The 12432-nt window shown below is 60.2% G+C and carries 13 protein-coding genes and 1 tRNA gene; 12 read left to right on the top strand and 2 right to left on the bottom strand.

The window, feature by feature from the left end; all coding sequences use genetic code 11:
• Window positions 1-113: 113 nt before the first annotated feature.
• Window positions 114-944 carry an outer membrane protein gene (locus GR212_RS11215; protein WP_163986578.1) on the top strand — a complete coding sequence of 277 codons (831 nt, stop codon included), beginning with the start codon at window positions 114-116 and terminating at the stop codon, window positions 942-944.
• A 9-nt stretch (window positions 945-953) separates the two neighbouring features.
• Here the strand turns inward: GR212_RS11215 and GR212_RS11210 are convergent, their stop codons facing one another.
• Complete coding sequence (locus tag GR212_RS11210; protein ID WP_163986576.1) at window positions 954-1739, bottom strand: glycosyltransferase family 25 protein; 786 nt, start codon at window positions 1737-1739, stop codon at window positions 954-956.
• 265 nt (window positions 1740-2004) lie between these two features.
• Between GR212_RS11210 and GR212_RS11205 the strand changes: the two genes are divergently transcribed.
• From GR212_RS11205 to GR212_RS11160, 10 genes are all read left to right on the top strand, one after another.
• Window positions 2005-3183 carry a phosphoserine transaminase gene (locus tag GR212_RS11205; protein WP_163986574.1) on the top strand — a complete coding sequence of 393 codons (1179 nt, stop codon included), beginning with the start codon at window positions 2005-2007 and terminating at the stop codon, window positions 3181-3183.
• A 142-nt stretch (window positions 3184-3325) separates the two neighbouring features.
• The gene (gene serA / locus GR212_RS11200; protein ID WP_163986572.1) at window positions 3326-4921 is read left to right on the top strand and encodes a phosphoglycerate dehydrogenase; all 1596 of its coding nucleotides are present in this window, start codon (window positions 3326-3328) and stop codon (window positions 4919-4921) included.
• Window positions 4922-5128: 207 nt separating this feature from the next.
• Entirely contained in the window at window positions 5129-5782 is a 654-nt protein-coding gene (locus GR212_RS11195; RefSeq protein ID WP_163986570.1) for a lysophospholipid acyltransferase family protein, read from the top strand.
• On the top strand, window positions 5779-6726 hold the full coding sequence (locus GR212_RS11190) for a phosphatidate cytidylyltransferase (RefSeq protein ID WP_163986568.1): 948 nt from the start codon (window positions 5779-5781) through the stop codon (window positions 6724-6726). Before GR212_RS11195 ends, GR212_RS11190 begins: the two co-directional genes overlap by 4 nt.
• Window positions 6714-7142, top strand: a complete 429-nt coding sequence (locus tag GR212_RS11185; RefSeq protein WP_163986567.1) for a hypothetical protein — start codon at window positions 6714-6716, stop codon at window positions 7140-7142. The genes GR212_RS11190 and GR212_RS11185 overlap by 13 nt, the downstream gene beginning before the upstream one ends.
• Entirely contained in the window at window positions 7132-7785 is a 654-nt protein-coding gene (locus GR212_RS11180; protein WP_163986565.1) for a CDP-alcohol phosphatidyltransferase family protein, read from the top strand. The genes GR212_RS11185 and GR212_RS11180 overlap by 11 nt, the downstream gene beginning before the upstream one ends.
• A 276-nt stretch (window positions 7786-8061) precedes the next feature.
• Window positions 8062-9261: a tRNA 2-thiouridine(34) synthase MnmA gene (gene mnmA / locus GR212_RS11175; protein ID WP_163986563.1), complete on the top strand. Its 1200-nt coding sequence runs from the start codon at window positions 8062-8064 to the stop codon at window positions 9259-9261.
• Between the two features lie 162 nt (window positions 9262-9423).
• Window positions 9424-9500: transfer RNA gene (locus GR212_RS11170), tRNA-Met, on the top strand.
• 252 nt (window positions 9501-9752) lie between these two features.
• Window positions 9753-10034, top strand: a complete 282-nt coding sequence (locus GR212_RS11165; protein WP_163986561.1) for a hypothetical protein — start codon at window positions 9753-9755, stop codon at window positions 10032-10034.
• 158 nt (window positions 10035-10192) lie between these two features.
• Window positions 10193-10438: a hypothetical protein gene (locus GR212_RS11160; RefSeq protein ID WP_163986560.1), complete on the top strand. Its 246-nt coding sequence runs from the start codon at window positions 10193-10195 to the stop codon at window positions 10436-10438.
• 123 nt (window positions 10439-10561) lie between these two features.
• Here the strand turns inward: GR212_RS11160 and GR212_RS11155 are convergent, their stop codons facing one another.
• Window positions 10562-10813 (bottom strand): DUF982 domain-containing protein, encoded by a 252-nt coding sequence (locus GR212_RS11155; RefSeq protein ID WP_163986558.1) that lies wholly within the window; start codon window positions 10811-10813, stop codon window positions 10562-10564.
• Window positions 10814-11245: 432 nt separating this feature from the next.
• Between GR212_RS11155 and GR212_RS11150 the strand changes: the two genes are divergently transcribed.
• Window positions 11246-12409, top strand: coding sequence for an acyltransferase family protein (locus GR212_RS11150; RefSeq protein ID WP_163986556.1), 1164 nt, complete (start codon window positions 11246-11248; stop codon window positions 12407-12409).
• Window positions 12410-12432: the final 23 nt, after the last annotated feature.

Raw genomic sequence — 12432 nt, 5'->3', positions numbered from 1 at the left:
ATGAGAATGGCGGCTTTCAGCAGAGAGCGCTCCTTTGAGACGTCTCGTACGGTAGGGGCAGGCCAGCCGGTTCGACGCGCGGGCGTTCGCCCGAGGATGGAAGGCGAGGGGTAATGATCCGTTTTGACGCTTTGGCGCTGGCCGCAGCGATGGCAGGCGCATCGGCGGGTGTTGCCTTGGCGGGCGATGCTCCTCCGGAAATCAAGATGCCCGAAGTCAGCGTCAAGGATGCGAAGGGGTGGTATGTGCGCGGTGATGTCGGATATGCCGTCAATGCCAGCCGCAACGATACGACATTCCGCGCCTATGATCCCGCCGGCGGCGACTACAGCTCCGGTCACTTCGATTCCGACCGCTTCGGCGGCGACTTTTCCGGCGGCCTGGGCGTCGGCTACCAGTTCAACGATCTGTTTCGCGCCGATGTCACCGGCGACTTTTTCAGCGGCGACTTCAACGGCCGCATCTCAAGCGATTCGTCTTGTTCCGGCGGAGCGGGCGGAACCGGTTGCTCCACGAAGGCGCATTCCTCCTTCAGGGCCGGTAGCCTGATGGTCAACGGCTATGTCGATCTCGGCACGCTTGCCGGCTTCACGCCTTATGTCGGTGCCGGCCTCGGCGCGACGCGCGTCTCCTGGAGCAGCGTCAATGCCACCGGTTCCTGCGTGGATGGCATCTCGGGCTGCGCCGGCGCAACGTCGGTCAGCACGCGCTATCCGGGCGAGAGCGACTGGCGCATGACCTATGCCCTGATGGCCGGCGTGGCCTACGAGGTCGCGCCGAACGTCAAGGTCGATCTTGGCTATCGTTTCTCCCACACGGCGGGCGATGACATGTTCGGCTACTCCGCCGCCGATTCGGCTGCGGGTGCCGGCGGCACCATGGGACGCGACGGCGCGCTCTCGCGTCACGAAATCCGGATCGGCCTCCGGATCACGACCTGGTAGTTCCAACGCCTACGGCGTCGTTACGACGTAGGCGAGGCGGCGGAAGAAATCCAAAGTCCGGAAGAGATGCGCCGGTATGCGCCGCCAGGGAGAGGATTTGGCGGCGCGATAGTCGCGGCGCCAGCCGATCATGGTGTTTTTCTGCAGCCGGCTGAAACCGGCGATATTCGTGCGCGTGCTGAAGATGGACACCCGCATGTCCCAGCCCCGTTCCACGGCCACGTCCCATGGCAGCGACATGACCGCCAGCGATTGCACGATCTTTCCGGCGCCGCTGCGGGTGACGAGATAGCAGGCCGTCGAGCCCTGCGGGCCGAACAGGCTGCGGCCGACGATATCTCCCCTGCTGCTGCGGCTCACGGCGCGGAAGCCGCCCCAGCGGTGATTGACGAGCTTGACGAGGTCGGCCGTGGGCGCGGCTTCCTTTGCGGCCATGGCTCTTGCGAGGAAATCGGCATCCAGCGCGACATCGTCCTCGATAATCACGGCCATCTCGTCGCCGCTCGCCAGAAACCGGCGCAGCGCCATGAGGTGGCTGCGGTAGCAACCATATTCACCGGGCAGGATGGTTCGGCCATGTCTGCGCTGAAAGCGCTCGTGATCGACGTCGATCCATTGGTCGCGCGGAACGAGGGTGCCGTCGAGGCCGTGGATGCGTTCGAATCGAAAGCCGAACTCCTCGCCCTGCCGCCGGATTTCCGCGAGCCTTTCCGTCGCTCTATCGATATTGATCAGATAGACAGGCAAGGCCTGCGCAGGGGTGAACGGGCTTTCGGCGAGTGCAGTTAAGGACATCGAGCACACTTGTTATTTTCGTCGGCGCGACCAGCGAGCGTCCAACTTTATATGATTGTGCGGTTGCACAAAAACCAGCTTTTGGGAGACTAAATTTGGCTTAATTTCATTGCGCGTAACTTGCGTACCGTCAAATTTCTTGCACGACTTCGTGATGGAACGCCATCCGTAATTTTTACTATTGCGCTTGCGAGTGGCTTTCAATATATCCGGCGGCGGGACACCCTTCCCCAACGAAGGGCTTTCTATCTGAGAGGATAGCATTATGACTAAGCTCGCCAAGCCGGACATCCGTCCGAACAATACCCATTTCTCTTCTGGCCCCTGCTCGAAGCGCCCCGGTTGGACGCTCGACGCTCTTTCCGACGCGGCTCTTGGCCGTTCGCACCGCGCGAAGGTCGGCAAAGCCAAGCTCAAGCAGGCCATTGATCTTACCCGCGAAATTCTGGAAGTACCGGCGGACTACCGCATCGGCATCGTTCCGGCTTCTGACACCGGCGCCGTCGAAATGGCGTTGTGGTCGCTGCTCGGCGAACGCGGCGTCGATATGGTCGCCTGGGAAAGCTTCGGCGCCGGCTGGGTGACAGACGTCGTCAAGCAGCTGAAGCTCAAGGACGTTCGCAAGCTCGAAGCCGGCTACGGCGAGCTGCCCGATCTTTCCACGATCGATTTCGATCGTGACGTGGTCTTCACCTGGAACGGCACCACGTCCGGCGTCCGCGTTCCGAACGCCGATTTCATTCCGGCCGACCGCAAGGGCCTGACGATCTGCGACGCCACCTCGGCCGCCTTCGCTCAGAACCTCGACTTTGCCAAGCTCGACGTCGTTACCTTCTCCTGGCAGAAGGTTCTGGGCGGCGAGGGCGCGCATGGCATCATCATCCTGTCGCCGCGCGCCGTCGAGCGCCTGACGACCTATCAGCCGGCCTGGCCGTTGCCGAAGATCTTCCGCATGACGAGCGGCGGCAAGCTGATCGAAGGTATCTTTACCGGCGAGACGATCAACACGCCGTCGATGCTCTGCGTCGAAGATTATATCGATGCGCTTCTCTGGGCCAAGGATCTCGGCGGCCTGAAGGCGCTGATCGGCCGTGCCGACGCCAACGCCAAGGTCATCCACGACTTCGTTGCCGCCAATGACTGGATCGCCAATCTCGCCGTCAAGGCCGAGACGGAATCCAATACCTCCGTCTGCCTGAAGATCGTCGACAAGGATGTCGTTGCTCTCGATTCCGATGGCCAGGCGAACTTCGCCAAGGGCCTGGTGGCACTCCTGGAAAAGGAAGCCGTTGCTTTCGACGTCGGCCACTACCGCGACGCACCGTCGGGCCTGCGCATATGGGCTGGTGCGACGATCGAAGCTTCCGACATGCAGAAGCTGATGCCCTGGCTCGCCTGGGCTTTCGAAACGCAGAAGGCGACGCTCTCCCAGGCTGCTGCCTGAGGCTTTGAGCGTTCACGGCTCCGCCCCGAAGGCGGAGCCCAGCATTCCGAACGTCTTTATTTTCACGCAATTCCAGACGGAAAGCCGCTTCGCACCTTTCCCGGGATTGCTCGTCTCAGCTGACCTTTTTCAGGAGGCCTCAATGGCACCTCGCGTTCTCGTATCCGACGAACTGTCGGAAACCGCCGTCCAGATCTTTCGCGATCGCGGCGTCGAAGTCGATTTCCAGCCGCAGCTTGGCAAGGACAAGGACAAGCTGTTCGAAATCATCGGCAGATACGATGGCCTTGCCATCCGCTCCGCCACCAAGGTGACGGAAAAGATCATCGAAGCGGCCAAGAACCTCAAGGTCGTCGGCCGCGCCGGTATCGGCGTCGACAATGTCGATATTCCGGCCGCCTCGCGCCGCGGTATCATCGTCATGAATACGCCGTTCGGCAACTCGATCACCACGGCCGAGCACGCCATCGCGCTGATGTTCGCCGTTGCCCGCCAGCTTCCGGCTGCCGACGCCTCGACGCAGGCCGGCAAGTGGGAAAAGTCGAAGTTCATGGGTGTCGAAATCACCGGCAAGACGCTCGGCATCATCGGCGCCGGCAATATCGGCTCCATCGTCATTGCCCGCGCCCTCGGCCTGAAGATGCACGTCCTTGCCTACGACCCGTTCCTGTCGAAGGAGCGCGCCGAGGAAATGGGCGTCACCAAGGTTGAGCTCGACGAGCTTTTCGCCCGCGCCGACTTCATCACGCTGCATGTGCCGCTGACCGACAAGACCCGCAACATCATCGATGCCACCGCGCTCGCCAAGATGAAGGAAGGTGTTCGCATCATCAATTGCGCCCGTGGCGGTCTGGTCGATGAGGCAGCTCTCGCCGCCGCCATCAAGTCCGGCCATGTCGCCGGTGCGGCCTTCGACGTGTTCGAGGTCGAGCCCGCCAAGGAAAGCCCGCTGTTCGGCCTGCCGAACGTCGTCTGCACGCCGCATCTCGGCGCCTCCACGACGGAAGCGCAGGAAAACGTTGCTCTGCAGGTCGCCGAGCAGATGGCGGACTACCTCGTCAAGGGCGCGGTTTCGAACGCCATCAACATGCCCTCGATCACCGCCGAGGAAGCGCCGATCCTGAAGCCGTTCATCAAGCTTGCCGATGTTCTCGGCGCCTTCGTCGGCCAGGTCACGGAAGATCCGATCAAGGAAATCGAGATCCTTTACGACGGCGTCACCGCGAACATGAACACGAAGGCTCTGACGAGCGCATTGCTCGCCGGCCTGATCCGCAATCAGGTTGCCGACGTCAACATGGTTTCGGCGCCGATCATGATCAAGGAAAAGGGCGTCGTGCTTGCCGAAGTCAAGCGCGACAAGACCGGCGTCTATGACGGCTACATCAAGCTGACGGTCACCACCGACAGCATGACGCGCTCGGTCGCCGGCACCGTCTTCTCGGACGGCAAGCCGCGCTTCATCCAGATCAAGGGCATCAACCTCGATGCCGATGTCGGCAACCACATGGTCTACATCGCCAACACCGACGTTCCCGGCATGATCGGCTTCATCGGTACGGCGCTCGGCTCTGCCGGCGTCAACATCGCCAACTTCCAGCTCGGCCGCGACAAGCAGGGCGGCGATGCCATCGCATTGCTCTACGTCGACGGCCCGATCAGCGACGATGTGCTTGCCAAGCTGACGGCGCATCAGGCCATTCGTCAGGCAAAGCCCTTGGTGTTCAACGTCGACTGAGCCTGCCCGCTTTCGAAGGGCGGCAGCCACGCAGTTCGCTCCTCCCAAGAGCCAATCCGGAAGCCCGGCGCGACATGAGTTGCGCCGGGCTTTCTTCATGATTGCTTGGGTTGTGGATAAGGTCGGGTTACCGACTATCGAGGCCGGGCAAACCCGCCTATCTCTTGTGTCATGGAGGCACTGCGGAAGAACATTCTCGGTGAAGGGATGGGTACGCCGATCGAGTGGCTGGCCAAACCCGTTTCCGTGGCGATCGTATTGTTTGCGCGGGCCATTACCGCCGTTCGGGCGATCTGGCCCGAGAGCGGCATGCGCACCCGCCGTTGCGTTTATTTCGCCAACCATTCCAGCCATGGCGATTTCATCCTGATCTGGACCGTTCTGCCGCCACGGCTACGCCGGCGCGTCCGGCCGGTGGCCGGCGCCGACTATTGGCTGAAATCGCCGCTGAACAGCTTCATCGGCCGGGATGTCTTCAACGCCGTGCTGATCGAGCGGGATCGCGAGGCGCGCAAGGAGGATCCGGTCACGCAGATGACGCAGGCGCTCGATGCCGGCTCTTCCCTGATCCTGTTTCCGGAAGGCACCCGCAATCTCACCGAGGAGCCGCTGCAGCCCTTCAAGAGCGGGCTCTTCCATCTTGCCCAGGCCCGCCCGGATATCGACCTCGTTCCGGTCTGGATCGACAACCTCAATCGCGTCATGCCGAAGGGCGAGTTCGTGCCCATTCCGCTGATCTGCACCGTCACCTTCGGCGAGGCGCTGCATATCGGCGCAACCGAGGAGAAAGCGGATTTCCTGGCGAGGGCGGAAGCGGCCCTGCTGGCGCTTGCGCCCAAGCGAGCGGGAGAGCGCGCATGAGTGCGGCAAGCGCGGATCTGATCCATCTCGTCCTTGGCATTTTCGGCGTCCTGATCGTCGCCTCCATCATCGGCTACGTGCTGGAAAAGCGCCTGTCGCCCGACGGATCGAATGCTGCGATCGAAAACCTGAATGCGCGCATCAAGGCCTGGTGGGTGATGGTGGTGCTGATCGGCATCGCCTTCGTGGCGGGCCGCGCCGGCGTCATCCTGCTCTTTGCCTTCTGCTCCTTTGCGGCGCTCCGCGAGTTCGTGACGCTGATCAACACGAAGCGGGCCGATCACTGGGCGCTTGCCGCCGCCTTCTTCGTGGCCCTGCCGGTGCAATATTACCTGCTCTGGGCCGAGCAATACGGCATCTACTCGATTTTCATCCCCGTCTACGCCTTCCTCTTCATGCCGATCATCGCCGTGCTGCGCGGCGATACCGAGCGGTTTCTGGTGCGTATCGCCGAGGTGCAATGGGCGCTGATGATCTGCGTCTTCTGCGCCTCGCATGTGCCGGCGCTGCTGACGCTGCACATTCCCGGCTATGAGGGCCGCAACGTGTTGCTGATCGCCTTCCTGGTGATCGTCGTCCAGCTCAGCGATGTGCTGCAATATGTCTGGGGCAAGCTTTTCGGGAAAACGAAGATCGCGCCGCGGCTATCGCCATCGAAGACGGTGGAGGGGTTTGTCGGCGGCGTCGTCAGCGCGTCGCTGATCGGGGCGGCTCTGTGGTGGGTGACGCCGTTCACGCCGCTGCAGGCCGGGCTGCTGGCTTTCGTCATTACGATCATGGGCTTCTTCGGCGGCCTGGTGATGTCGGCGATCAAGCGGGATCGCGGCGTCAAGGATTGGGGCCATCTCATCGAGGGGCATGGCGGGTTGATCGACCGGCTGGATTCGGTCGTCTTTTCCGCGCCGATCTTCTTTCATCTGGTGCGCTTCTGGTGGTCGGTTTGACCGGCGGCAGGCTCAAGGCTTTTGCCGGCAGCAGCATCGTGCACGTCCTGTTTGCTTTCCTGGCGATGGGTGGCTGGGCCGTTTTCGCCAATCGTCTTCATCCGATGCCGCGCCCGCTGATATCAGGCATCGTGCAAGGCGTGCTTTCGGGCTGCCTGACGCTGTTTCTGAAGTCTGTGGTCGAGGCTTTGTCGAGGCGATTCAGCGGCTTTACGGTCCTCTGGGCGCCGCCGCTGATCGCCTGCCTGGGCTCGGCAACCATTCTGATTGCCATCCATGCGCTCAGCGGCACGCCGGAGATCCTGAAGACCATTGCCGTGCCGCTGCTGGTCTCCTCCAGCTATGCGGCCATCTACAATTATTCGATATCGGGCGGGAGGCATCGAGGCATGAGCGGTGAGAGCCATGACAGGTGAGGGGACAGGCGACAGGCGGCCGCTGGCCAGCCGCAACACGCGATGGGCTCAGTCTCTGGCACGGCGCATGACCGCGCTTTCGGTGACGCCGAACCGGATCTCGCAGGCAAGCATGGTCATGGCGGCGCTGGCGGGGGCCTCCTTCGGGCTCTCCGGTGCCGCCGGCAGCGTCGGGACGCGCGTAACCTTGCTGATTCTTGCGGCTCTGTTCTGCCAGTTGCGCCTGCTCTGCAACCTGCTTGACGGCATGGTGGCGGTCGAGGGCGGGAAGGGCGAGGCCGACGGGCCGTTCTGGAACGAGTTTCCGGATCGGGTTGCCGATATCCTGATCTTTGCGGGTATCGGCTATGGCATCGCAATGCCGGGGCTTGGCTGGGCGGCCGGCGCCTTCGCGGTGCTGACGGCCTATGTGCGGGAACTCGGACGCGCCACCGGCAATCCCAGCGATTTCGGCGGGCCGATGGCCAAGCAGCACCGCATGGCGGTCGCGACGGCTGCGGCTTTGCTCTCGATTATCGAGGCGCTATGGAACGGCGGCAGCTGGGTTTTGACGATCGCGCTCTGGATCGTCGTCTTAGGATCGGCAGTGACCGTATTGCGGCGCAGCTTCAATCTGATTCGGCATTTGAAGGCAAAGGGGTGATTCGCGATTTCGCGCACCCCTTGCATGGGATGGCAATCCTTTCTATATCCGTCCACAATTGAGGCGAGCCGCTAAAGAGCGGCCAAAAGCCCCGCATGATGGAAATTCGCCGCTTTTGCATGGCATCCGGCGGTCAGAAGCATGATCCCGAAAAGTGCGCAGCGGTTTTGGATCAGATCATGCGATATTAAATAACAAGATCGTGACGGCGTTTCGAAGAAAAGCCATCCCGTTCTCGGCAGCATCGAAGATCGTTCAAGACTGGCGGCAACGACCGTGAATACACTGGATTTTGACAAGAGGCCGGAAGATACCCGCGTCGTCGTCGCCATGTCGGGCGGTGTCGACAGCTCCGTCGTCGCCGGCATTCTGAAGCGGCAGGGCTATGACGTGCTCGGTATCACGCTGCAGCTCTATGACCATGGCGCTGCCGTTCATCGCGCCGGCTCCTGTTGCGCCGGCCAGGATATCGACGATGCGCGCCGCGTCTGCGAAACGCTGGGCATCCCGCATTACGTGCTCGACTACGAAAAGCGCTTCCGCGAGACGGTGATCAATCCCTTCGCCGAGAGCTATGTCGCCGGCGAGACGCCGATCCCCTGCGTTGCCTGCAACCAGACCGTCAAGTTCGCCGACCTTCTGTTGACGGCCAAGGAACTCGGCGCCGATGCGCTGGCGACCGGCCACTATATCCGCTCGCGCCCGAATCCATCGCCGGAACACCCGCATCGCCGCGCACTTTACCGCCCGGCGGATGCCGACCGTGACCAGAGCTATTTCCTCTTTGCGACCACGCAGGAGCAGATCGACTATCTGCGCTTTCCGCTCGGCGGCATGCCGAAGGCGGAGACACGCGCGCTTGCCGAGGAAATGGGCCTCGTCGTCGCCAAGAAGGCCGATAGCCAGGACATCTGTTTCGTGCCGCAGGGCAAGTATTCCGACGTGATCGCCAAGCTGAAGCCGAATGCGGCGCTCGCCGGCGAGATCGTTCATCTCGACGGCCGCGTGCTCGGCCATCACGAAGGCATCCTGCACTACACCATCGGCCAGCGCCGCGGCATCGGCATCGCCACCGGCGAGCCGCTCTATGTCGTCTATCTCGACGCCCGCTCGCGCCGCGTCATCGTCGGCCCGAAGGAGGCGCTGGAAACGCACCGCGTTTATCTGCGCGATGTCAATTGGCTGGGCGACGAGCCGCTCTTGCAGGCGGCGTCCGGCGAAGGCTTTGCCTGCTTCGCCAAGGTCCGCTCCACCCGCGCTCCGGCGCCGGCCGTGCTGCATGCGGACGCCAGCGGCATCTATGTCGACCTGACAATCGGCGAGGCAGGCGTGGCCCCGGGCCAGGCCTGCGCGCTCTATTCCGCACCGGGCGACGACGCCCGCGTCTACGGCGGCGGCTTCATCGAGCGCTCGGAACGCGAGCCCGTGGCGGAAGCCTCGCTCAAGGCGCTGCTGGCAAGCCCGGTGGCGGCCTGAAGGCCAGATGCGCCTGCTTGAAAGAAAGCACTGATTTTTCCAAATCATCCGCTTGACACCAAGCCGAACCGCACCTTATAAGCCGCTCAACCGACGAGCTAGCGCTTTCGAGCGACGGTTCGTTTGACCTTTGCGTATGATGTTCATCATCAGACGTCGCGTGGCGGAGTAGCTCAGTAGGTCAGAGCAGAGGAATCATAATCCTTGTGTCGGGGGTTCAAATCCCTCCTCCGCTACCAAAAGCTCTTTAAATAAATCAAAGGCTTACGCCGCCCCTTCTGGGTGTTTTCCACATTTTCCGTCGTATTGCAGCCGGACGCGACTTCCCGGAATTTTTGGTTTGCTTAAAAGGGCTTCAAGGCTCCCTCTATGTCGCTTCAAATCTAAATGGCAGCCGTGGCTGGTGCTATCGGCTTGCGCACGCCACCACGAGGTGGCGGCGATAGCCAGGGGTTGCATCTCTCTTTGAATTTAATCAAACGGAAAATCAAATGCACGCGTCGATCATCGCCGATCCGTCCGGGGAAGTGATCGAGGACACTTTCAATACCAATGCCACCGCCCGAAAGGCCCTTGATCGACTCGACCGGCAGAATGCAATCCCCGATCGGCCGAAGCGCAATAAAAAGGCACTGCGGGGCAAACCTGACCATAAAGCTAAAAAGTACCGCCGAAAGGAAAAGCGGCGGGCTGCACTGGCCGCAAGACAGGAACGCCAGATGAATGTCAGGTCTTCGAAGACGCAAGCCGGGTTCGGAGTGCCGCTGTCGTGAAATTCGCCCCAACCGGGAATCGGGTGTGTCGTGATTACAAGCTTGGGACGCTTGGTGTAGCGTCCGAAATCAAGCGTATCGATCCCGCTGCATATCTAGCCGAGAAAGCAGCACGGGAGCGAAGTTAAAGGATAACTGTCGTCAAATAAGGAGCGCATATGACCGAGACAGCGGAAAATATTGCAGAGGCAGCGAAGAGCTTGTGCGATAGGCTTGGCATTCCGGCTGATCACGGAACGGTCTTTGCCATTACCGATGAAATCATGAAGCACGTCCTGGCCGAACGGGAGAGATGCGCGACGATTGCGGAACGGGGAAGCGCAGCGCTCGGCGCAACTTATGGCGATAGTTGGTCGAGCCAGACTCCGTTGGATATCGCGATAGCTATCAGGATGGCCGAATAAGCGATCGTAGCCCGATTGAGGAGCGATTCAGGAGGCTGAAGGCTAAGCTGGGCGCCGGCCCAGCGGATCCTGTCAACGAGGATCTCGAGGCGGAATACCATCGGATCATGGGGCGATGTGACCTCACTCTTCCTTCATCGGTATTTTGGCTTCTTTGACGGCATCGATAAACGCCAGGCGGGCATCCTCAGGTGTTCGCTTGCCGCTGATCACATCAGCGCATATCGACAACGCTCGGTCCAGCGCCGTGGCTTCCTCAAGCGGCCAATCTTCGATGAGTGCCCAGCTCGCAGCTTGGGTCGTGTCGATGACAACCCATTCGTCGGGGCTCTCAAGAGCGATTGTAACCGCCTTGCTCCATTTTCTGTGCGTCACGGCAGATCCTCGAATTTATGGGTGCTCATCTTTGGGCTCGTACGCCAATTCAACTCGTCTGGCGAGGCGGTTTCGATCAGCACCAGTGTTCGGTGGAGTATTTTAGGGGAAGTCGCGCATATATGATCTGACGCACTGCCTATTCATGCAACATCCATAGGATCGCCCGTGAGTGCGGTATCATGCTCCGCGACTGGCAGCATCACAGCCCCGCGAGCCGAAAGGCTTGAGAATGCTATTGCAAACCGACGGTCAGAGAGATCATGCGCCGGTACGGTGAAGAACATCTTCACCTGGTTCTGATGCTCGTCACCGGCAACAAGCACAATGCCGGCGAGCTCTATACTAGGTCCTGAAAGCAGTATCGCGTGTTCTCATCGCCAGTTCGGAATTGATCAGGCGGCTCCCCATGCGATAAGAGTGGCAACGGGAATGATGGCGTTGGGGATCGCAATGCGGACTATAGGAGATCTGGTTGATAGTCGTTCATCGGACGGCGAGAACAATTTTCTCATTCTTCGGCTCGTCGCGGCTGCGCTCGTTATCTATGGGCATTCCTTTTACATCTCTAATACTGGCAACCCCGCCGAGGATTTCACCGCCCGGTATTTGGGTTACACGTATTCAGGCGAAGTGGGTTTGGAAATATTCTTCGTCGTCAGCGGGTTTCTGGTTGTGGGAAGCTTTTGCAAGCGAAATAATCCTGCGCAATTTATAGAATCCCGGCTGCTTCGGATCGTTCCCGCTTTCGTCATTTGCCTTCTTCTCATGGTTCTGATGGGGGCGGCATTGGGATCTTTGCCGTTGTCTGGCTACTTCCAATCTTCAGCGACTTGGCATTATTTTCTGTCGAACGTTCTGTTTCGCGAAGCCGTTTATTCTCTGCCGGGGGTCGTTCTGACGGCAAACCCCACTTATGGGCAATCCATGAATGGCGCTATCTGGAGTTTGTTCGTAGAAGTGAGGCTTTATGTTTTGGTTGGTCTGGCCGGCACATTTGGCGTCCTGCGAAACCGACTTCGCGCCAGTTTTGTGATGGCGGGATTGCTTGCAGTCGGCATTTTGGCGCCCGCTTACTTGTCACTGATTGGGACTGATCCGACAAGCCTGCGCGTGTCCATGTTTTTCCTTATCGGGGCATTCCTGTACGCTAATCGCGATTTGATTCCGCTGAATGGCTGGATATTACTTCTTCTCTTTTTGGCCTGTATTCTGAGCCGACATACGGTGAATTTTAACATCGCCGTCATCATGATGATCGCGTACGGGACAATATTTCTGGCCTATACTCGAAAGGTCCACATCCCGTGTGTCGAGGATTATTCCTACGGTATTTACATCTATGGCTGGCCGGCGGCACAATTGATCGTGCGCTATTGGCCGACGATAGGGGCGGTGCCATTGGCTGCTGCGACACTATGTTGCGCGTGGGTTCTAGGCTTCCTATCCTGGCATTTGATAGAGAAGCGTGCCTTGAAGCTAAAGGGCAAGTTTGGCCGCGGAACCGCTCAGCCGCGATATGTCAACAATCACATATTCGAAGATGTACCGAAAGGTGCATTGCAAAATGTGAAAGGTGATCAGCTTTCTAGCTGAAACATAGTGTGCATCTGACGCCG

It is taken from the genome of Martinezella lusitana (assembly GCF_010668395.1).
GTDB classification, from domain to species: domain Bacteria; phylum Pseudomonadota; class Alphaproteobacteria; order Rhizobiales; family Rhizobiaceae; genus Rhizobium; species Rhizobium lusitanum_A.
Note: the sequence above shows the minus strand (reverse complement) of the source record. Positions and strands in the feature narration are given on the sequence as shown.

Coding starts and splice junctions, on each gene's coding strand:
- GR212_RS11180 (WP_163986565.1), top strand. CDS start 7,132: ATGACAGGTGAGGGGACAGGCGACAGGCGGCCGCTGGCCAGCCGCAAC.
- GR212_RS11165 (WP_163986561.1), top strand. CDS start 9,753: ATGCACGCGTCGATCATCGCCGATCCGTCCGGGGAAGTGATCGAGGAC.
- GR212_RS11160 (WP_163986560.1), top strand. CDS start 10,193: ATGACCGAGACAGCGGAAAATATTGCAGAGGCAGCGAAGAGCTTGTGC.
- GR212_RS11215 (WP_163986578.1), top strand. CDS start 114: ATGATCCGTTTTGACGCTTTGGCGCTGGCCGCAGCGATGGCAGGCGCA.
- GR212_RS11195 (WP_163986570.1), top strand. CDS start 5,129: ATGGGTACGCCGATCGAGTGGCTGGCCAAACCCGTTTCCGTGGCGATC.
- GR212_RS11210 (WP_163986576.1), bottom strand. CDS start 1,739: ATGTCCTTAACTGCACTCGCCGAAAGCCCGTTCACCCCTGCGCAGGCC.
- GR212_RS11190 (WP_163986568.1), top strand. CDS start 5,779: ATGAGTGCGGCAAGCGCGGATCTGATCCATCTCGTCCTTGGCATTTTC.
- serA (WP_163986572.1), top strand. CDS start 3,326: ATGGCACCTCGCGTTCTCGTATCCGACGAACTGTCGGAAACCGCCGTC.
- GR212_RS11150 (WP_163986556.1), top strand. CDS start 11,246: ATGATGGCGTTGGGGATCGCAATGCGGACTATAGGAGATCTGGTTGAT.
- GR212_RS11205 (WP_163986574.1), top strand. CDS start 2,005: ATGACTAAGCTCGCCAAGCCGGACATCCGTCCGAACAATACCCATTTC.